This window comes from Sphaerisporangium sp. NPDC049457, assembly GCF_055586705.1.
Window position 1 is genome coordinate 265,087 of sequence record NZ_JBVJHR010000011.1, and the last position, 17,715, is coordinate 282,801.

The window sequence follows — 17,715 nt, forward strand, 5'->3', positions numbered from 1 at the left end:
CACAGCTGAGCCGTCCTCGGCACATCAAGAGGCGATCCTGTGGACAACGGGCCGGATCAGGGGCCGACCAGGGGGAATCCGGGGGATGGGCAATCGTTTTGGTCTTGGCCCCCAAGCTGGGCTATTCTTTCGGAGTCGCGAGCGACCCGGCGACGAGCAGGGGTCGCGAGCAATGGGGTATGGGGTAATTGGCAGCCCGGCTGATTCTGGTTCAGCTAGTCTAGGTTCGAGTCCTGGTACCCCAGCAGGTTTCCTGCTGGCGCCTATGTCCTTCAGAGGGCATAGGCGTTTTTGCTTCTCTGGGGCCGGGCCTGGGGCCGCCCAGGTTGAGGTTGAGCCCATCCCTCCACCGCCCTCGTCTCGCCGTCGTCGGCCGTCGCAGGGGGACTGTCGCCGTCCGAGCGGCCGGCGGTTTCCCGTGATCGGCGCGCCGCGAGGGGGTGGGCGCCCGCCGGCGGGACAACGGTTTGGCCGTGGTCTGCGGGGTGCGGTAGAGTTACGGCCGTTGCCGGGGCGTCCGCAAGGGCGCCTCCGTCGATTCAGATAGCTGCAGGGTCCCGTCGTCTAGTGGCCTAGGACGCCGCCCTCTCAAGGCGGTAACGCCGGTTCGAATCCGGTCGGGACTACCAACCTGCAGAGACATGACCTGAGGTCGTGTCGGCTCGGCTCCGTCGTCTAGTGGCCTAGGACGCCGCCCTCTCAAGGCGGTAGCGCCGGTTCGAATCCGGTCGGGGCTACACATCGGGAACCCTCGGAAGCGTCGCTTCCGGGGGTTTTTCGCATTACAAGCAGGGCGCCCGCGTCCTGGTCGCCGTCGCGTGCGGGAGGAAGCCTCCGGGACGGCGGACCAGGACGCGAGAGGGTCACTCGGCGCCGGTCGAGGCCTTCGAGCGGGCCTTGAACAGGGCGCGCTTGGCGGCCTTGGCGACCTGCTTGTCAGGGTGGGCCTCGCTGATGGCCTCCAGCAGCTCCTCGACGTGCGGGTGCGGGACCTTCCAGATGACCTCCAGCAGGCTGCTCAGCACCGGCGCGGGGCCGATGTCGTGCAGGCTGCTGACGAACTCGGGCCGGCCGAGCCCCGCCGAGATCGTCCACATGTCGAGGATGAGCCAGTGGGTGTCGCTCTGGCTCGGCTCCGGGGCGTCCTCGATGCCGAGCTGGGCCAGGTGCGTCGCGGCGTACGGGCGCAGCGAGGGCTCGTTCAGCGCCTCCCGCCAGGCGGGCACGGCGACCGGGCCGAGCGTGCCGACCAGGCTGGCCGCCTGCACGCGGATGAGCGCGTCCGCCTCGTCCTCGGCGGCGGCCTCCAGCAGCTCCTCGGCGGCCGTGGCGGGCTCGCGCAGCCGCATCCAGGCCGCGAACTCGGCGTCGGCCTCCTCCTCGGGCAGGTCGGCGCTGAGCGACAGCAGGTCGAGCGCGGTCATCGCGTCGATGGCCGGACGCGCGTCCACCTCGATGTCGTCGTCGTCCAGCAGGTGGACGACGCCTTCGATGCCGAGCGGCGTGAGCCGCACACGGTCGTCGTCGACGACGGCCATGCCGTAGCCCGACAGCCACTGGAGGACGGAGGCCAGCGGGTCGCCGGCCTCCTCCCACGCGGTGGCCCCGAGGTCGTCGAACTCGGCGGCGGCCTCGGCGAGCTCCTCGCGCAGCTCGCCGACCGGGCGTTCTCCCCCGGCGATCAGCAGCCTGACCAGCAGCGCGCGGGTGAGGCCGGAGAGCGCCAGCGTCAGATCGTCGTCGTCCAGCTCGGGGTCGCCGTAGTCGACCGAGTGGAGCCCGAGCATCCAGGCGTCCAGGACGTCCTCGTCGTTGTCGAACGGCCACGCGGCGGTGTCGTCGTCGACGCTGACGGTGTCGTCGCCGTCGGGGGTGAGGAACTCGAGGTCGACGGCGAGGTTCCACAGGTTCCACAGGGCCGGGACGGCGTGGGCCAGCGGCTTCTCGTCGGGCTCCGTCAGGCCCAGGACGGCGAGGGCCTGACGGATCTCGTCGTCGTTGAGCAGGCTGTCTTCGCCGACCTTGCGTGCCCTGCCCACCCAGACGGCCAGGTCGCGGGCCTTGTGGATCAGCGGCACCTCGCGCGCCGCGGCGGCCAGCTCGGCGTCGGGGCGCAGGCGGATGGTGGGCAGATCGGCCAGCTCGTCGGCGAAGGGCTCGAAGTCGCCGAGGCCCTCGACCTCCTCTTCGTCGAGCTCGTCGTCCTCCTCCTCCCAGTCGCGTTCGCCGAGGACCTCCTCCATCGCCTCGATGAAGTCCTCCTCGACGGCGTCCAGCTCGTCCAGGAGATCGCCCAGGTCGTCGGACCCCTCCGCCAGGCGGCCGGTCTCGGAGAGGAAGGTCAGGTAGGCGCGCACGGCGGGGAGCATGCCGTCGGCGGCCGCGTCGGGATCTTCGACGACCTGCGGCAGGCGTTCGACCAGCACCATGCGCAGGTCTTCACGCTTCCACAGGTGGACGTCGTCGCGAGCGATCAGGCGGTGCCAGAGAGCGGCGGGTCCCACCAGGTCTGGATCACTGTCCGGCGCGTTGTTCGGTGCCCAGAGAATGAACTCTTGAAGGAGGGGACGCAGCTCCGTCGCGGCTGCCTCGATGCGATCTGTCACTCCGCCAGGCTAGTGCTTGGCGGCGGCCGTCTCTAATCAGTTCGCACGGGTTGGGGACGACGCCGTGGGCCGGCGTCGCCCGGGGGCCCACGCCGGTCAGTTCGCGCGGCGCATCGCCTCGGTGATGCGCTCGGCGGCGGCGACCACGGGGGCGGCGTGCATGCGGCCCGGGGTGCGGGTGAGACGCTCGATCGGCCCTGAGACCGACACCGCGGCGATGACCTTGCCGCCCGCGCCCCTGATGGGCGCCGACACGCTGGCGACGCCCTGCTCTCGCTCGCCGACACTGTGCGCCCAGCTGCGCCTGCGCACGCTGGCCAGCGTGGCGGCGGTGAACTTGGCGCCGCGCAGGCCGCGGTGCAGCCGGTCGGGCTCCTCCCAGGCCAGCAGCACCTGGGCGGCCGAGCCGGCGGTCATGGGCAGCGAGGTGCCGACCGGCACGGTGTCGCGAAGGCCGCTCGCCCGCTCCGCGGCGGCGACGCACACGCGCTCGTCCCCCTGCCGCCGGTAGAGCTGGGCGCTCTCGCCGGTCAGGTCGCGCAGTTGGGTGAGGACGGGGGAGGCGACGGCGAGCAGGCGGTCCTCGCCCGCCGCGGTGGACAGCTCGGACAGACGGGGGCCGAGGATGAAACGGCCCTGTGTGTCGCGCGAGACGATGCGGTGATGTTCCAGAGCGACGGCCAGCCGGTGGGCGGTGGGGCGTGCCAGGCCGGTGGCCTGGACGAGCTGTGCCAGTGACGCGGGACCCGCTTCGAGGGCGTTGAGCACGAGGACGGCCTTGTCGAGTACGCCGACTCCGCTAGAGTTGTCCATACCCCGATACTGCCGTCTCGCTATCCGAGATGCAACTGGCATATGGGAGAGGGGCGGGTAGGCTGTCCATATCCCGAAATTTCTGTCTTGTCATATGAGACGTTGCCCGGGGGACCGAAGACGCAAGGAGGCGTTCAGGACATGGGTCGCACACTGGCCGAGAAAGTATGGGAGCAGCACGTCGTCCGCCGTGCCGACGGCGAGCCCGACCTGCTCTACATCGATCTTCACCTCATCCACGAGGTGACCAGCCCGCAGGCGTTCGACGGCCTGCGCATGGCGGGGCGCAAGGTGCGCCGGCCCGACCTCACCATCGCCACCGAGGACCACAACGTCCCCACCGTGCTCGGCCCGATCGCCGACCCGGTGTCCAAGGCCCAGGTCGAGACCCTCCGCAAGAACGCCGCCGAGTTCGGCGTGCGCCTGCACCCGATGGGCGACGCCGGGCAGGGCGTGGTGCACATCATCGGTCCGCAGTTCGGTCTCACCCAGCCGGGCATGACCATCGTGTGTGGTGATTCCCACACCTCGACCCACGGCGCGTTCGGCGCGCTCGCCTTCGGCATCGGCACCTCAGAGGTCGAGCACGTGCTGGCCACCCAGACCCTGCCGGCCTACCGGCCGAAGACGATGGCCATCGAGGTCACCGGCGCGCTGCCGTACGGCGTGACCGCGAAAGACCTGATCCTCGCCATCATCGCCAAGATCGGCACCGGCGGCGGCCAGGGGCACATCATCGAGTACCGCGGCCAGGCCGTGCGCGACCTGTCGATGGAAGGGCGGATGACCGTCTGCAACATGTCCATCGAGGCGGGCGCCCGCGCGGGCATGATCGCGCCGGACGAGACCACGTTCGCCTACCTCGAAGGCCGCCCGCACGCGCCGACCGGGCAGGCGTGGGACGCCGCGGTCGAATACTGGCGCTCGCTCAGGACCGACGACGACGCCGTCTTCGACACGGTGGTCGAGATCGACGCCTCGACGCTGTCGCCGTTCGTCACCTGGGGCACCAACCCTGGGCAGGGCGCGCCGCTGACCAGCGCGATCCCCGCCCCCGAGGACACCGCCGACCCGGCGGCCGCCCAGCGGGCGCTCGAATACATGGGCCTCACCGCCGGCACCCCGCTCCGCGAGATAGAGGTCGACACCGTCTTCGTCGGCTCGTGCACCAACGGCCGCCTGGAGGACCTGCGCGCGGCCGCCGACGTGCTGCGCGGCCGCAAGGTCAAGGCGCGCACGCTCATCGTGCCAGGCTCGATGAAGGTCAGGGCCGACGCCGAGGCCGAGGGCCTGCACGAGGTGTTCCAGGCCGCGGGCGCCGAGTGGCGCCAGGCCGGCTGCTCGATGTGCCTGGGCATGAACCCCGACACGCTGTCCCCGGGCGAGCGCAGCGCCTCGACCTCCAACCGCAACTTCGAGGGGCGCCAGGGCAAGGGCGGGCGCACCCATCTGGTGTCGCCGGCCGTCGCCGCCGCCAGCGCCGTCACCGGCCGTCTCACCGCGCCCGCCGACCTGTAAGGAGCTCGCCGACCATGGAAGCCTTCGCCACGCACACCGGCCGGGCCGTGCCTCTGCGCCGCAGCAACGTCGACACCGACCAGATCATCCCGGCCGTCTGGCTCAAGCAGGTCAGCCGCACGGGGTTCGAGAAGGGGCTGTTCGCGGCCTGGCGCGAGGACCCCGGCTTCGTCCTGAACGACCCCGCCTACGCGGGCGCCACGATCCTGGTCTCCGGGCCCGACTTCGGCACCGGCTCCTCGCGTGAGCACGCCGTGTGGGCGCTCCAGCAGTACGGCTTCCGCGCCGTCATCGCCGCCCGCTTCGGCGACATCTTCCGCAACAACTCCACGAAGATGGGCCTGCTGCCGGTCGTCCTGCCCGCCCCGACCGTGGAGGCGCTGCAGGCGGCCGTCGAGGCCGACCCCGCCACCGAGGTGACCGTCGACCTGGTCGGACGGGAGGTGCGCTGGGGCGGCGAGTCGGCCGGTTTCGAGATCGACGACTACACCCGCTGGCGCCTGCTGGAAGGGCTGGACGACATCGGACTGACCCTGAGGTACGCCGACGAGGTGGCGGCGTACGAGAATGGTCGGCAGCCATGGCTGCCGACGACCGTCTGACCGACACCGCGGGCTCCGAAGACGAGCTGGCGCGGCGGTTGCGCGACGTTTACCGTCGCGTGGCCGCCGCGCGCATGTCCCCTGAGGACAAGGAACGGATCACCCGTCGCTTTGTCGCTATTTGTGACATTGCGAAGCGTGACGTCGATCACGCCTGCGCCCGCTTGGACGCCTTTCTCGCCGACCTCCAGGCCGATTTCGACACGCCGGGTAGGCGAAACATCGCGGAATGTGATTGAGTCCTGGCCGTGTGTCCTTTAATTTCAAGCGGGTAAGGGGTTTCTGACCGTTGACTGGTGGGTGCGTGCCGAAACCCCGCACCTGGCACACCGGGTGAGACGGGGCCGCGCACTGCCGGCCGCGATGTTCATCCTCAGACAGCGGTAACAGGGGGAGCAAGCTAGATGAACAAGCGAGAACTCGTCGACGCGATCACCGATCGGGTCGGCGACAGGAAGACGGCCACCGAGGCCGTGAACGCCATAATCGAGGCCATCCAGCATGCTGTCTCGAACGGGGACAAAGTCTCTATCACGGGCTTCGGAGCCTTCGAGATGGCCCACAAGCCGGCCCGTCAGGCAAGGAACCCTTCGACCGGTGAGCCCATCAAGGTCTCCGAGAGCTGGGCGCCCAAGTTCCGGCCCGGCGCCGACTTCAAGGACCAGGTGAACGCGGCTGGGAAGAAGGCCGCCAAGAAGAAGTGAGTGCCTGAGCGGCACGCAGGCGCCCGGTTCCCCTTCGCGGGGGTTTCCGGGCGTCGCCGTCTCCAAGGGCCCAGGGCGTCGGCTGCCGCCCGCGCGGGACGACCTACGGGGCGTCCTCGGGGAGGGGGAAGGTCGACAGCGTGATCGCCGTGATGACGCCGTCCGTGAGCCTGATGTTCACCCGCTGGCCAGAGCGCAGAAGGCGCAACGGGCCCGCGTCGAAGGCCGCGGCGTCGAAGGGGATCTCGGCGCCGTCGTCGAGGAAGACCGCCCCCGACCGGGTGTCGGGGTCGAACATGCGCACCGTGGCCTGCACGCTGGTGAGTGTACCCCGCCGATAACCGTTTGACCGGTCCCCCAGGCGGCGGCCATGGTGGCTGTCCGTGGCCATGACCGAGACCCCCGACCGTTCCCGCGCTCTGTGGCGCGGCAGGTCCTACGTCCTGTTCGTCGGGGCCGACGCGGTCAGCCAGGTCGGCGCGCAGGTGAGCCTCGTCGCTTTGCCGCTGGTCGCGGTGCTGAGCCTGCACGCGGGTCCCTTGCAGGTCGGCCTGCTGACGGCCGCCGAGATGGCGGCCTTCCTGCTGATCGGCCTGCCGGCCGGGGTGTGGGTCGACCGGCTCCCGCGCAGGCGCATCCTCGTCGCGGCCGACCTGGTCCGCGCGGTGGCGCTCGCGAGCATCCCCGTGGCGGCCGTGGCCGGCGGCCTGTCGCTGCCCCAGTTGTACGCGGTGGCCTTCGTCACCGGGGTCGGCACGGTGTTCTTCGACGTCGCCCACATGAGCTTCCTGCCGTCGATCATCGACCGGCGCCACCTCGCCCGGGGCAACGGGACGGTCGAGACCATCCGCTCGACGGCGTCGCTGACCGGGCCGGGCCTCGGCGGGTGGCTCGTCCAGGTCCTCACCGCGCCGCTGGCGCTGCTCGCGGACGCCGTCAGTTACGCGCTGTCGGCGGCGATGCTCCGCGCCATCCCCGCCGCCGGAACGCCGCCGCGCGCCGACACCGCCGGCTCCGGCCTGCCGCAGGCCGACGCCGGCGGCCCCGGCCTGCCGCGCGCCGAGGCCGGCAGGCCCGGTCTGGTCACCGAGGTCGCCGAAGGGGTGCGCTACGTCGCGGGCCACCGGGTGCTGCGCGTCATCGCGCTCGTCGGCGCCCTCAACATGCTGGGGTACGGCGCGTGGGTGTCGGCTCAGGCGCTGTTCGTGCTGCGCGAGCTGCGGCTCGGCCCCGGCCTGTACGGCGCGGTGATCTCCGCCGCGGCCGTGGGCGGCCTGCTGGGCGCGGTGGCCGCCCCGCGCGCGGTCGCCCGCTGGGGGACGGGCCGCACGCTGTACGGCGCGGCGGCGGTCGCGCTGCCCGCCACCGGCGTCGCGTGCCTGGCAGCCCCGGGCTGGCGGGTCGTGCTCTTCCCGCTCGGCCTGGCCGTCGCCGGGCTCGCGGGGACGGTGTTCAGCGTCACGCAGCTGAGCTACCGGCAGGCGATGTGCCCGCCGCACCTGCTCGGCCGGATGAACGCCTCCATGCGGTTCCTGATGTGGAGCGCCATGCCGTTCGGCGGCGTCCTCGGCGGCCTGGTGGGGGAGTGGCGCGGGGTCGGGGACACCCTGTGGGCGGCGGCGGGCGTCATCGCCCTCGCGCACGTGCCGGTGCTGGTGGCCTACCGGCGGATCACCGCCCTGTAGCGCCGCCGGCGTCCCCGGACGGGCGGCCGGCCTCCCGGGCGGCCGTGTCGTCCTCGGCTCGTGCACCGGCGTCCCGGGCGGCCGCGTCGTCCCCACCTCGTCCACCGGCGTCCCCGGCCGCCGTGTCGTCCTCGGCTCGTGCACCGGCGTTCTCATCGGCGCCCGCGCCGGCTTCCGGCTCTATGTAGCTGGCCAGGCCGCGAATGATGATCTCCAGGCCGAGCTCGAACCGGGCGTCGTAGGTGCCGTCGAACATCATGTCCGCGAGGGCGAGCAGGTTCGGGAAGCGGTCGGGCGGCAGCGTGTCGAAGTAGCCCTTGATGGTCTGCCGCATCTCCGCCCAGGTGCGCGCGTCGGTGTTGCGCTGGCGCTCCTGCCACATGCTCTGCTCGAAGGTGAAGCCTTCGAGGAACGTGGAGATCATGTCGCCCGCCGTGGCGGCCACCCGGTCGGGCAGCCCGGCGGAGCGGAAGATGGCGAGCAGGCGCTCGATGTGCGGGAGCAGCTCGGGGCTGAAGGGCACGTGGGCCATGGAGATGCGCGCCATGTCGCGGTGGCTGAGCAGCCGTGCCCGGCCCTGGATGGCGTACTCCCTGACCTGTTCGCGCCAGCGCGCGGGGTCGGGCTCCGGCAGCTCCTGGCCCTGGAACATCCGGACGTACATGCGTTCGAGGAGCTCGTCCTTGCTCACGACGTGGGCGTACAGCGCCGAGACGGCGACGCCGAGCTCGGCGGCCACCTGACGCATGCTCAGGCCCTCGTACCCCTCGCGGTCGAGGACGGTGTAGGCGGCGTCGACGATGCGCTCAAGGGTGAGCGGCACGCGTGCGGGAGCGGCGCGCCTGCGCGACCGTTCCCAGGGGGGCGCGGGGACGTCGCCGCCCTCATGACGTGGCTCGCTCATGCCCTCACCGCCTGGTTCCTGATCGCTTCCCACGGAGTCTAGTCGGCCCGCCGAACGCCGCTCACCCGCGTGAACGCTGCTCTTTTTCGCGATATATCTTGTATCGCGAACACATGCGACATATCTTGAGAACGCCGAACGGATCCACGAACGCTGTTCAATTGTAGAACGCCGATCGGCTATGGTGAACACTGTTCAGATCCACGGTGTCGTCCGCCGGCGCCCACCCCCTGCAGAAGGAGTTCCCATGACCACCGCAGACACGACCGCGCCGGCGGCGCCGCCCGGGCCGGCGCCCTACCGCTGGCGGTGGGCCGCCCTGTTCGTGATCCTCGCCGCCGAGGTGATGGACCTGCTGGACGCCATGGTCACCAACATCGCCTCGCCCACCATCCGCGCCGAGCTGGGCGGAAGCGCCACCGTCATCCAGTGGCTCGGCGCCGCCTACACCCTGGCCATGGCCGTCGGCCTGATCACCGGCGGACGGCTGGGCGACATCTTCGGCCGCAAGAGGATGTTCCTCATCGGCGCCGCGGGCTTCACCCTCGGCTCCCTGCTGTGCGCCGTGGCGCAGGGCCCCGAGGTGCTGATCGCCGCGCGCGTCGTGCAGGGGCTGTTCGGCGCCGTCATGCTGCCGCAGGGCCTCGGCATGATCAAGGAGATGTTCCCGCCCAAGGAGATGCAGGCGGCCTTCGGCATGTTCGGCCCCGTCATGGGGTTGTCCTCGGTGGGCGGCCCCATCCTCGCCGGCTGGCTGGTCGACGCCGACTTCTGGGGCACCGGCTGGCGCATGATCTTCCTGATCAACCTGCCGCTGGGCCTGGCCGCCGTGCTGGCCGGGCTGCGCTTCCTGCCCGAGTCGCGCTCGCCCCACCCGCTCAGGCTGGACGTCCCGGGCATGGCGCTCGCCTCACTGGCCGGCCTGCTGATCATCTTCCCGCTGGTGCAGGGCCGCGAGCACGACTGGCCGCTCTGGTCGTTCCTGATGATCGCCGGCTCGGTCGTGGCGTTCGCCGTCTTCGGCTGGTACGAGTCGCGCAAGGCCAGGGCCGGCGGCGACCCGCTCATCGTGCCGAGCCTGTTCCGCAAGCGCGCCTTCACCGGCGGCCTGGTCACCGGGCTCGTCTTCTTCTCCGGCATGATCGGCTTCACGCTGGTGTTCAACCTCTACACCCAGATCGGCCTCGGCTACTCCCCCCTCAAGGCCGGCCTGTCGATGGTGCCCTGGTCGCTCGGCATGGTCGTCGGCTTCGGCATCGCCCAGCCCCTGCAGAAGTACGGGCGCAGGCTGCTGCACGGCGGCACCCTGCTCATGGCCGCCGGCGTGCTGGCCGTCCTGGTCACGCTGAACCTCGCCGGCGTCGGCGTCACCCCGTGGCAGCTCGCTCCGGCCCTCGCGGTGACCGGCATCGGCATGGGCATGCTCATGGCGCCGTTCTTCGACATCGTGCTCGCCGGCGTCGAGCAGCACGAGACCGGCTCGGCGTCGGGCTCGCTGACCGCGATCCAGCAGCTCGGCAGCGCGTTCGGCGTGGCGCTGCTCGGCACGGTCTTCTTCGGCCTGCTCGGCGGCAACGTCGGCGCCGCCGCGGACGACAACGCGCCGAAACTGCGGGCCGAGCTGGCCGCCGTCCAGGTGACCGGCGCCCCGCAGGACCGCCTGGTCGAGGGCGTGCGCGCCTGCGTGCACGACCGCTCGGTCGCCAAGGACCCGATGCTGGTGCCCGCCTCCTGCGCGCGGCTGGAGGCCGACGCGGCGTCGGCGGCGAAGGGACCGGAAGCGGGAGCGGCCATCGGCAAGGCCGTCGCGTCGGCGGGGGCCGAGGCGGCCACGCAGGGCTTCAGCGTCGCGATGAAGACGATCCTGTGGGTCGTGGACGGCATGCTGCTGCTGACGTTCCTGGTCGCCTTCCTGCTCCCCGAGCACGCCCGCGAAGAGCAGGCCGCGGGTCACTGAGAGGCGGGTCCGCCGACGGGGTCCCGCCCGTGCGGGACACGCCGCCAAGATCAGGTCAAGGTGAAGGAGTCTCCCGGCCGGGGGACTCCTTCATCGTCTCCACCACCGCCCGGGTGTGGCGGCCGACACCGAGGGCCAGGGCCTCCGCGAGGTCGGCGGGGGTGTCGACGTCCAGGCGCACCGACGCGATGCCGTCGGGCGTCAGCTCCTTGGCGCCGGCGCCCAGGTGCCCGGCCCGCGACTCGCCGCCGAAGCGCGGCCGGAACGCCACGCCGGGACGCACCCCGTAGAAGGTGGTGCCAACCTCCGCGGCGTCCGGTACGAACGCCTGGTCGAACTCGGCCGCCGCCGCGAGCGCGACGCCGAGCTCCGCCGGCCGCAGGGCCGGCAGGTCGGCCTGGAGCGCGCCGGTCGGCTCGTCGGGCGCCAGCCGCAGGGCATGCGCCGCGCCGGCCCGCAGCGCGGCGTTCAGCCCGGCCCGCGGGTCGGGCACCACGTGCGCCCCGAGCGCGGCCAGCGCCTCGGCGGGCACCGGGTCGCCGGTGACGACCACGACACGGGCCACAGCGGGACAGGCCAGGGCGGCCGCGACCGTGTCGCAGGCGATCGCCACCGCGAGCGCGGTCCGGTGCGGACCCGCCGCCGCGGCCAGGCGCGTCTTGGCGGCGATGAGCGTCTTGACCGGCACCACGATGGTCCAGCCGGGCCGCGGGACGGACCCGCCAGGTTGCGTACGGGACATGGCTTAAGCATCCCGCCTCGACATTCCGTGGAGGCAACCGGGAGACTGAGGGCGCACAGGCATGACTGGAGGAGTCGATGAGCCGCCCGGGACGTCCGCCCATCTTCTGGGAAGCCCTCGTCGTCGCGATCGTGAAGACGGTGTTGCTTCTCTTCACCAAGCGCGACTGGCGGGGCCGCGCCAACGTACCCCGCACCGGCGGTGTGATCATCGCGGCCAACCACCTGTCGTGGAGCGACCCGCTGCTGTTCGCCCACTTCGCCTACAACAGCGGCCGCTGGCCGGTGTACCTGGCCAAGTCCGGCGTCTTCGACATTCCCGTCATCGGCACCATCGTCAGGAAGTGCAAGCAGATCCCGGTGTTCCGTGGGAGCACCGACGCGGCGCGCTCGCTCAAGGACGCCGAGCAGGCGCTCCGCGAAGGCTCGTGCGTGATCTTCTACCCCGAGGGCACGATCACCCGCGATCCCGACTTCTGGCCCATGGCGGCCAAGACCGGCGTCGCCCGGCTGGCCCTCGCCACCGGCGTCCCGGTCATCCCGGTCGCCCACTGGGGCGCCCAGGAGCTGCTGCCGTACGGTCAGAAGAAGCCGCGGCTGTTCCCGCGCAAGACCTTCCGGGTCATCGCCGGCCCGCCCGTCGACCTGTCCAAGTACGAGGGCCTGCCGATGCGCTCGCAGGTGCTCAAGGACGCCACGGCCGACATCATGGCCGCCATCACCGCCCAGCTCGCCGAGCTGCGCGGCGAGAAGGCGCCGGACGCCCCCTTCGGCGACGCCGAGAGCCGCGCCGGGTGATCCCCGGCGCCGGGGGCGGCACGGCGCCGCCCGCCGGCGGTCCGGTGGCCATGACATTGGAAGATCCGGCGGCGAGGCCTGAGACGGTGCGCGGCCGCGGAGTGGGCGTACGGTGAGCAGATGACCAAGGCCGTCGTTTTCGGAACCGGTTCGTGGGGCACGACCTTCGCGATGATCCTGGCGGAGGCGGGCACGCCGACGACCCTGTGGGGACGGCGCGCCGAGGTGGTGGAGGCCATCGACCGCAGGCGCGAGAACCCCGAGTACCTGCCCGGGGTGCGGCTTCCCGCGTCGGTGCGCGCCACCACCGACCCGGCCGAGGCCATGGAGGGCGCCGACTTCGTCGTCCTCGCGGTGCCCTCCCAGACGCTGCGCGGCAACCTGGCCGAGTGGAGCCCGCACATTCCCCCACAGGCGGTGCTCGTCAGCCTGATGAAGGGCATCGAGCGGCGCACCTCCAAGCGCATGAGCGAGGTCATCGGCGAGGTCGCGGGCGTCCCGGCCGAGCGGGTCGCGGTCGTGTCCGGGCCCAACCTGGTGGGTGAGCTGGTGCGCCGCGAGCCCGCCGCGACGGTGGTCGCCAGCGCCGACGACGAGGTGGCGGCCCGGCTGCAGGAGGCCTGCCACCTGCCGTGGTTCCGGGCGTACACCAACACCGACGTGGTGGGCGTCGAGCTCGGCGGCGCGGTCAAGAACGTCATCGCCCTGGCCGTCGGCGTCGCCGCGGGCATGGGGCTCGGCGACAACATCAGGGCGACGCTCATGACCCGCGGCCTGGCCGAGATCGCCCGGCTGGGCGCGGCGCTCGGCGCCGACCCGCACACCTTCGCCGGCCTGGCCGGCATGGGCGACCTCGTGGCGACCTGCACCTCGCCGTTGTCGAGGAACCGCACCTTCGGCGAGAATCTCGGGCGGGGCATGACCATGGCCGAGACCATCGCCGCCACGAAGCAGACCGCCGAGGGGGTCAAGTCCTGCGAGTCGGTGCTCGACCTGGCCAGGAAGCATGACGTGGAGATGCCGATCACGGAGGTCGTGGTGGGCGTCGTCCACGACGGAATGACGCCCAGCGAGGCCGCGGTGCTGCTGATGTCGCGGACTCCCAAGCCCGAACGGTACGGCATGTGACTTCTCCCCGACGTATGCGAAGGAGGCTCGGCGAGAACAGCCGGGCCGTCCACCTCCCCCCGGCCCCGGCGTCGCGCCGGCTCCCCATAGGGCTGCCCGTCTGGCGCACCACCGCGTGGAGCTTCGACAGCTCCGCCGAGTACGCCGACGTGGTCGGCGAACGGGCGCCCGGCTTCGCCTACAGCCGCGTCGACAACCCGACCGTGGCGGCCTTCGCCTCCGGCATCGCCGCGCTGGAGGGCGCCGCCGCCCCCGAGGACGTCGCCGGCCAGGCGTTCGCCTCGGGCATGGCTGCGGTGAGCGCGGTGTTCATGACGTTCCTGCGGGCCGGCGCGCACGTCGTCGCCCCCGCCCCCGTCTACGGCGGCACGTACTCGCTGCTGTCGAACGTGCTGTCGCGGTTCGGCGTCTCCGTCGACTTCGTCGACTACTCCGACCTGCGCCGCGTCCACGCCGCCGTGCGCCCCACCACGAAGGTCATCTACGCCGAGACGCTGAGCAACCCCACCATGGCGGTCGCCGACATCCGGGGGCTCTACCGCATCGCGCGGGACGCCGGCGCGCTGCTGGTCGTCGACTCGACCTTCGCCACCCCCGTGGTCTGCCGTCCCCTGGAGCACGGCGCCGACCTGGTCGTCCATTCGGCCACCAAGTACATCGGCGGGCACGACGACGCCACGGGCGGGGCGGTGGTCGGCCGTCCCGACCTGATCGCGCAGATCCGCGAGGTGCGCGTCGACACCGGCGCGGCCCTCGCGCCCGACGAGGCGTTCCTGCTGCGCCGGGGCCTCGCGACGCTGACGCTGCGGGTGCGCCGCATGTGCGCGACGGCGATGGTCTTCGCCGCCGCCGTGGCCAAGCACCCGGCGGTGCGCCGCGTCGACTACCCGGGCCTGGCCGGGCATCCGGGCCACCAGCTCGCCCGCCAGCTCTTCGACGCCGGGCCCGAGGGCACCAGGTACGGCGCGTGCGTCACCGTCGTCCCGAACGGCGGGTACGAGGCCGGGGTCATGCTGGCCGACACGGTACGGATGCCGCGCATCGCCGCCTCGATCGGCGGCACCAGCACCAAGGTCGCCCACGTGGCCTCCACGACCCCGCACCGGCTCGACGAGCCGGCCCTGACGGGGGCCGGGGTCGACGCGGGGGCCGTGCGCTTCTCCATCGGCCTGGAGGACGCCGAGGACCTCATCGCCGACGTCACCGAGGCGCTCGACGCGCTGCGCTCGAACACCGCGACCCGCGCCTGACAGGCCGCTTGACAGGGTGGACCGTCCCGGCTCAAGATCTGTGCGCCGCGCCGCGCACCTGACAAGCAGGGACGACAGGGGCGCAAGGTAGATTCGGGCGTCATGAACGAGCAGCAGGAATCCCGGCCTCGCGTACGGGTGGCGGTGGTCTTCGGAGGCCGCAACTCCGAGCACGCGGTGTCGTTGATGGGCGCGGGCAGCGTCCTCGCGGCCATCGACCGGTCCAAATACGACGTCGTGCCCATCGGCATCGCGCCGGACGGGCGGTGGGTGCTGGTCCCTGACGATCAGAAGTTCGAGATCGAGGGCGAAGAGCTGCCCAGCGTGGACGCGACCGGCACGGCGCTCGCGCTGCCGTCCGGCGGCGGCTCGCTGGTGGCGCTGGACGCCGGGACGATCCCCGCCTCGCTGGGACAGGTGGACGTCGTCTTCCCCATGCTGCACGGCCCGTTCGGCGAGGACGGCACCATCCAGGGCCTGCTTGAGATGGCCGGCGTGCGCTACGTCGGCTCCGGGGTGCTCGCCAGCGCCGTGGGCATGGACAAGGCCTACATGAAGGCCGTGCTGGCCGCCGCCGGGCTGCCCGTCGGGCCGTACGTCGTCGTGCGCGACCGCGACTGGCGCCTCGACCGCGACCGCGTGCTCAAGGACGTCGAGCAGCTCGGCCTGCCCGTCTTCGTCAAGCCTTCCAGGGCTGGCTCCAGCCAGGGCATCTCCCGGGTGGACGACTTCGAGGCGCTGGAAGGTGCCGTGGAGCTCGCTCGCGAGCACGACCCCAAGGTCCTGGTCGAGGCCGCCATCGAGGGGCGCGAGATCGAGTGCGCTGTGCTGGAATGGCCCGGCGACGAGCCGCCCCGCGCGAGCCTGCCCGGCGAGGTGCTGGTCGACGACTCGCACGAGTTCTTCGACTTCTCGGCCAAGTACATCGGCTCGGACATGACGCTCGACGTGCCGGCCGACATCCCTGAGGCGGTCGGCGAGGAACTGCGGGCGATGGCGGTGCGTGCGTTCGAAGCGCTCGGCTGCGAAGGGCTGTCGCGCGTGGACTTCTTCTTCACGCCCTCGGGCGGCCTGATCCTCAACGAGATCAACACGATGCCCGGCTTCACGGCCATGTCGGTGGCGCCGCAGCTGTGGGCCGCCTCCGGGCTGTCCTACGCCGAGCTGGTGGACCACCTGCTCCAGCTCGCCCTGGACCGCCCGGTCGGCCTGCGGTGACCGGCCGGGCCGGTCGGCCGCGGGTCAGCCGCCGGGGAACGTCGCCTTGATCGGGGCGGCCAGGTCCACGAGGACGCCCGCGGCCTGGTGCTTGGGAGAGATCGTCACCTCGATGTAGTCGCGGTGGACGAGGGCCGTGAACAGCGACGACCTGGCGGGGTCGGCGAACCACGCGACACCGTTGATCTCGGGGACCTGCTGCGTCGGGTCCAGGGCGGCCGGCCTCGGCACTCCGCAGCGGAGCGCGATCTCGCCCGAGCCCCACACCGCCACGTACGGCGAAGGGGGATCGGACGGGACGCGTTCCGCACCGTCGAGCGTGCGGGGGAGCCGCTCGTTCAGGGCCGCGCACGCCGCCGCGGTCGCCCCCTGCGGGGACGGCGGCGCCACTCGCACCGCTCCGCCGCACCCGGCCAGCAGGGACAACGCGGCCATGGCCACGACGGCCCGCACCATGGCTCCCCCCGAAGACGTCGACGTCAGATGTGCACGATCGGACAGGTAAGGGTACGCGTGATGCCCTCGACGGCCTGAATCTGCGCGACGACCAGCTTGCCCAGCTCGTCCACGTTGTTGGCCTCGGCGCGGACGATCACGTCGTACGGGCCGGTGACGTCCTCGGCCCGTGTCACACCCTGGATGCCCGCTATCGCGCCTGCGACCTCGGCGGCCTTGCCGACTTCTGTCTGGATAAGGATGTAGGCCTGCACCATCACGTCCTCCCGCGGGGGCGAAACTGGTTTGTTTCAGTGCCGTTACTCGATCAGTCCGAATCGCAACCGTACATGCAACAGACCTGGAGGTGTGCTATCACAGCCGCAGATCTTGGCGAATTTGGGATCATTGCCCGTATTGCCGGACGATTGACACAATTTCCGGCGGTATTGCTCGGTCCCGGGGATGACGCCGCGGTCCTCCGTGCTCCCGATGGACGAGTCGTCGTGACGACAGATCTCCTACTTGAGGGTAGGCACTTCCGCCGCGATTGGTCCAGTGCGTACGACATCGGGCGGAAGGCGGCGGCGCAGAACCTCGCCGACGTCGCGGCGATGGGCGCCACCCCCACCGCGATCTTCGTCGGTCTCGGGATGCCCAGCGACACCACGACCGACTGGCTGGACGGCCTCACCGACGGCTTCGGCGACGAATGCGCGCTGGTCGGCGCGAGCGTCGCGGGCGGCGACATCGCGAAGTCCGACCTGGTGGTGCTGGGCGTCACCGCGATCGGAGACCTCGGCGGACGGGCCCCGGTCACCCGGGCGGGGGCGCGGCCCGGGGACGTGGTCGCCGTGGCCGGGCGGCTCGGCCACGCGGCGGCCGGGCTCGCGCTGCTCCTCGCGGGCCGTCCCGGCGGCGACTTCCCCGAACTGGCGGAAGCGCACCGTCGTCCCGAGCCGCCGTACGCGTGCGGTCCCGGGGCGGCCGAACTCGGCGCCACGGCCATGGCCGACGTCAGCGACGGGCTGTTGCAGGACCTCGGCCACATCGCCACGGCGAGCCGCGTTCGCATCGAGGTGGAACCGGCGGCCTTCCCGGTGCCGGAGGCGCTGGCAGCGGCCGCGGCCGAGCTGGGGGAGGACCCGCTGAGCTGGATGCTGACCGGCGGCGAGGACCACGCGCTGGTCGCGACCTTCCCGCCGGACGTCCTGCTGCCCGCGGAATGGCGGGCGATCGGCGAGGTGTCCGAAGGCGAAGGCGTGCAGGTCAGAGGGCATGCTGAGTCGCGGCGTGGGTGGGATCACTTCCGTGATTAACGTGAAAATTGTGACAAAGCCGTGTTGAAGGTGTTAT

18 protein-coding genes and 3 tRNA genes are annotated in these 17,715 nt (G+C 71.7%); 14 read left to right on the forward strand and 7 right to left on the reverse strand.

Annotated elements, in window-relative coordinates; all coding sequences use genetic code 11:
- Positions 1 to 173 precede the first annotated feature (173 nt).
- From ACZ6QO_RS19275 to ACZ6QO_RS19285, 3 genes are all read left to right on the forward strand, one after another.
- A tRNA-Gln gene (locus ACZ6QO_RS19275) sits at positions 174 to 245 on the forward strand.
- Between the two features lie 308 nt (positions 246 to 553).
- Positions 554 to 629: transfer RNA gene (locus ACZ6QO_RS19280), tRNA-Glu, on the forward strand.
- 35 nt (positions 630 to 664) lie between these two features.
- Positions 665 to 737 (forward strand) — tRNA-Glu (locus ACZ6QO_RS19285).
- A gap of 126 nt (positions 738 to 863) precedes the next feature.
- Here the strand turns inward: ACZ6QO_RS19285 and ACZ6QO_RS19290 are convergent.
- Complete coding sequence (locus tag ACZ6QO_RS19290) at positions 864 to 2,504, reverse strand: hypothetical protein (protein ID WP_465852366.1); 1,641 nt, start codon at positions 2,502 to 2,504, stop codon at positions 864 to 866.
- A 198-nt stretch (positions 2,505 to 2,702) separates the two neighbouring features.
- Positions 2,703 to 3,419: an IclR family transcriptional regulator gene (locus tag ACZ6QO_RS19295; RefSeq protein WP_465852367.1), complete on the reverse strand. Its 717-nt coding sequence runs from the start codon at positions 3,417 to 3,419 to the stop codon at positions 2,703 to 2,705.
- Positions 3,420 to 3,560: 141 nt separating this feature from the next.
- Between ACZ6QO_RS19295 and leuC the strand changes: the two genes are divergently transcribed.
- From leuC to ACZ6QO_RS19315, 4 genes are all read left to right on the forward strand, one after another.
- Positions 3,561 to 4,937 (forward strand): 3-isopropylmalate dehydratase large subunit, encoded by a 1,377-nt coding sequence (gene leuC, locus ACZ6QO_RS19300; RefSeq protein WP_465852369.1) that lies wholly within the window; start codon positions 3,561 to 3,563, stop codon positions 4,935 to 4,937.
- 14 nt (positions 4,938 to 4,951) lie between these two features.
- Positions 4,952 to 5,539, forward strand: coding sequence for a 3-isopropylmalate dehydratase small subunit (leuD, locus tag ACZ6QO_RS19305; RefSeq protein WP_465852371.1), 588 nt, complete (start codon positions 4,952 to 4,954; stop codon positions 5,537 to 5,539).
- Positions 5,518 to 5,778 (forward strand): SCO5555 family protein, encoded by a 261-nt coding sequence (locus tag ACZ6QO_RS19310; RefSeq protein ID WP_465852373.1) that lies wholly within the window; start codon positions 5,518 to 5,520, stop codon positions 5,776 to 5,778. Before leuD ends, ACZ6QO_RS19310 begins: the two co-directional genes overlap by 22 nt.
- Positions 5,779 to 5,943: 165 nt before the next feature.
- Complete coding sequence (locus tag ACZ6QO_RS19315) at positions 5,944 to 6,243, forward strand: HU family DNA-binding protein (RefSeq protein WP_465852374.1); 300 nt, start codon at positions 5,944 to 5,946, stop codon at positions 6,241 to 6,243.
- 103 nt (positions 6,244 to 6,346) lie between these two features.
- Here ACZ6QO_RS19315 and ACZ6QO_RS19320 read toward each other — a convergent pair whose 3' ends face one another.
- Positions 6,347 to 6,559: a hypothetical protein gene (locus ACZ6QO_RS19320; protein ID WP_465852375.1), complete on the reverse strand. Its 213-nt coding sequence runs from the start codon at positions 6,557 to 6,559 to the stop codon at positions 6,347 to 6,349.
- A 73-nt stretch (positions 6,560 to 6,632) separates the two neighbouring features.
- Here ACZ6QO_RS19320 and ACZ6QO_RS19325 point away from each other — a divergent pair, with 73 nt between their 5' ends.
- Positions 6,633 to 7,928 (forward strand): MFS transporter, encoded by a 1,296-nt coding sequence (locus tag ACZ6QO_RS19325; RefSeq protein WP_465852441.1) that lies wholly within the window; start codon positions 6,633 to 6,635, stop codon positions 7,926 to 7,928.
- On the opposite strand, the gene ACZ6QO_RS19330 is transcribed toward ACZ6QO_RS19325, so the two are convergent.
- The gene (locus ACZ6QO_RS19330) at positions 7,915 to 8,832 is read right to left on the reverse strand and encodes a TetR/AcrR family transcriptional regulator (protein ID WP_465852377.1); all 918 of its coding nucleotides are present in this window, start codon (positions 8,830 to 8,832) and stop codon (positions 7,915 to 7,917) included. The two genes, ACZ6QO_RS19325 and ACZ6QO_RS19330, sit on opposite strands and share 14 nt — an antisense overlap.
- 247 nt (positions 8,833 to 9,079) lie before the next feature.
- On the opposite strand from ACZ6QO_RS19330, the gene ACZ6QO_RS19335 reads away from it, so the two are divergent.
- A complete protein-coding gene (locus tag ACZ6QO_RS19335; protein WP_465852379.1) occupies positions 9,080 to 10,789 on the forward strand; it encodes an MFS transporter in 1,710 nt (569 codons plus the stop codon).
- Between the two features lie 55 nt (positions 10,790 to 10,844).
- Here the strand turns inward: ACZ6QO_RS19335 and cofC are convergent, their stop codons facing one another.
- On the reverse strand, positions 10,845 to 11,531 hold the full coding sequence (cofC, locus tag ACZ6QO_RS19340) for a 2-phospho-L-lactate guanylyltransferase (protein WP_465852381.1): 687 nt from the start codon (positions 11,529 to 11,531) through the stop codon (positions 10,845 to 10,847).
- 77 nt (positions 11,532 to 11,608) lie between these two features.
- On the opposite strand from cofC, the gene ACZ6QO_RS19345 reads away from it, so the two are divergent.
- From ACZ6QO_RS19345 to ACZ6QO_RS19360, 4 genes are all read left to right on the forward strand, one after another.
- Entirely contained in the window at positions 11,609 to 12,328 is a 720-nt protein-coding gene (locus ACZ6QO_RS19345) for a lysophospholipid acyltransferase family protein (protein ID WP_465852383.1), read from the forward strand.
- A gap of 120 nt (positions 12,329 to 12,448) precedes the next feature.
- Positions 12,449 to 13,456, forward strand: a complete 1,008-nt coding sequence (locus tag ACZ6QO_RS19350) for an NAD(P)H-dependent glycerol-3-phosphate dehydrogenase (protein ID WP_465852384.1) — start codon at positions 12,449 to 12,451, stop codon at positions 13,454 to 13,456.
- A gap of 14 nt (positions 13,457 to 13,470) precedes the next feature.
- Positions 13,471 to 14,706: a trans-sulfuration enzyme family protein gene (locus ACZ6QO_RS19355; protein WP_465852386.1), complete on the forward strand. Its 1,236-nt coding sequence runs from the start codon at positions 13,471 to 13,473 to the stop codon at positions 14,704 to 14,706.
- Positions 14,707 to 14,808: 102 nt separating this feature from the next.
- Positions 14,809 to 15,924, forward strand: a complete 1,116-nt coding sequence (locus ACZ6QO_RS19360) for a D-alanine--D-alanine ligase family protein (protein ID WP_465852388.1) — start codon at positions 14,809 to 14,811, stop codon at positions 15,922 to 15,924.
- Positions 15,925 to 15,948: 24 nt separating this feature from the next.
- On the opposite strand, the gene ACZ6QO_RS19365 is transcribed toward ACZ6QO_RS19360, so the two are convergent.
- Positions 15,949 to 16,380, reverse strand: a complete 432-nt coding sequence (locus ACZ6QO_RS19365) for a DUF3515 family protein (protein WP_465852389.1) — start codon at positions 16,378 to 16,380, stop codon at positions 15,949 to 15,951.
- A gap of 23 nt (positions 16,381 to 16,403) precedes the next feature.
- Positions 16,404 to 16,637 carry an Lrp/AsnC family transcriptional regulator gene (locus ACZ6QO_RS19370; RefSeq protein ID WP_465852390.1) on the reverse strand — a complete coding sequence of 78 codons (234 nt, stop codon included), beginning with the start codon at positions 16,635 to 16,637 and terminating at the stop codon, positions 16,404 to 16,406.
- Positions 16,638 to 16,709: 72 nt separating this feature from the next.
- On the opposite strand from ACZ6QO_RS19370, the gene ACZ6QO_RS19375 reads away from it, so the two are divergent.
- Entirely contained in the window at positions 16,710 to 17,678 is a 969-nt protein-coding gene (locus tag ACZ6QO_RS19375; RefSeq protein WP_465852392.1) for a thiamine-phosphate kinase, read from the forward strand.
- Positions 17,679 to 17,715: the final 37 nt, after the last annotated feature.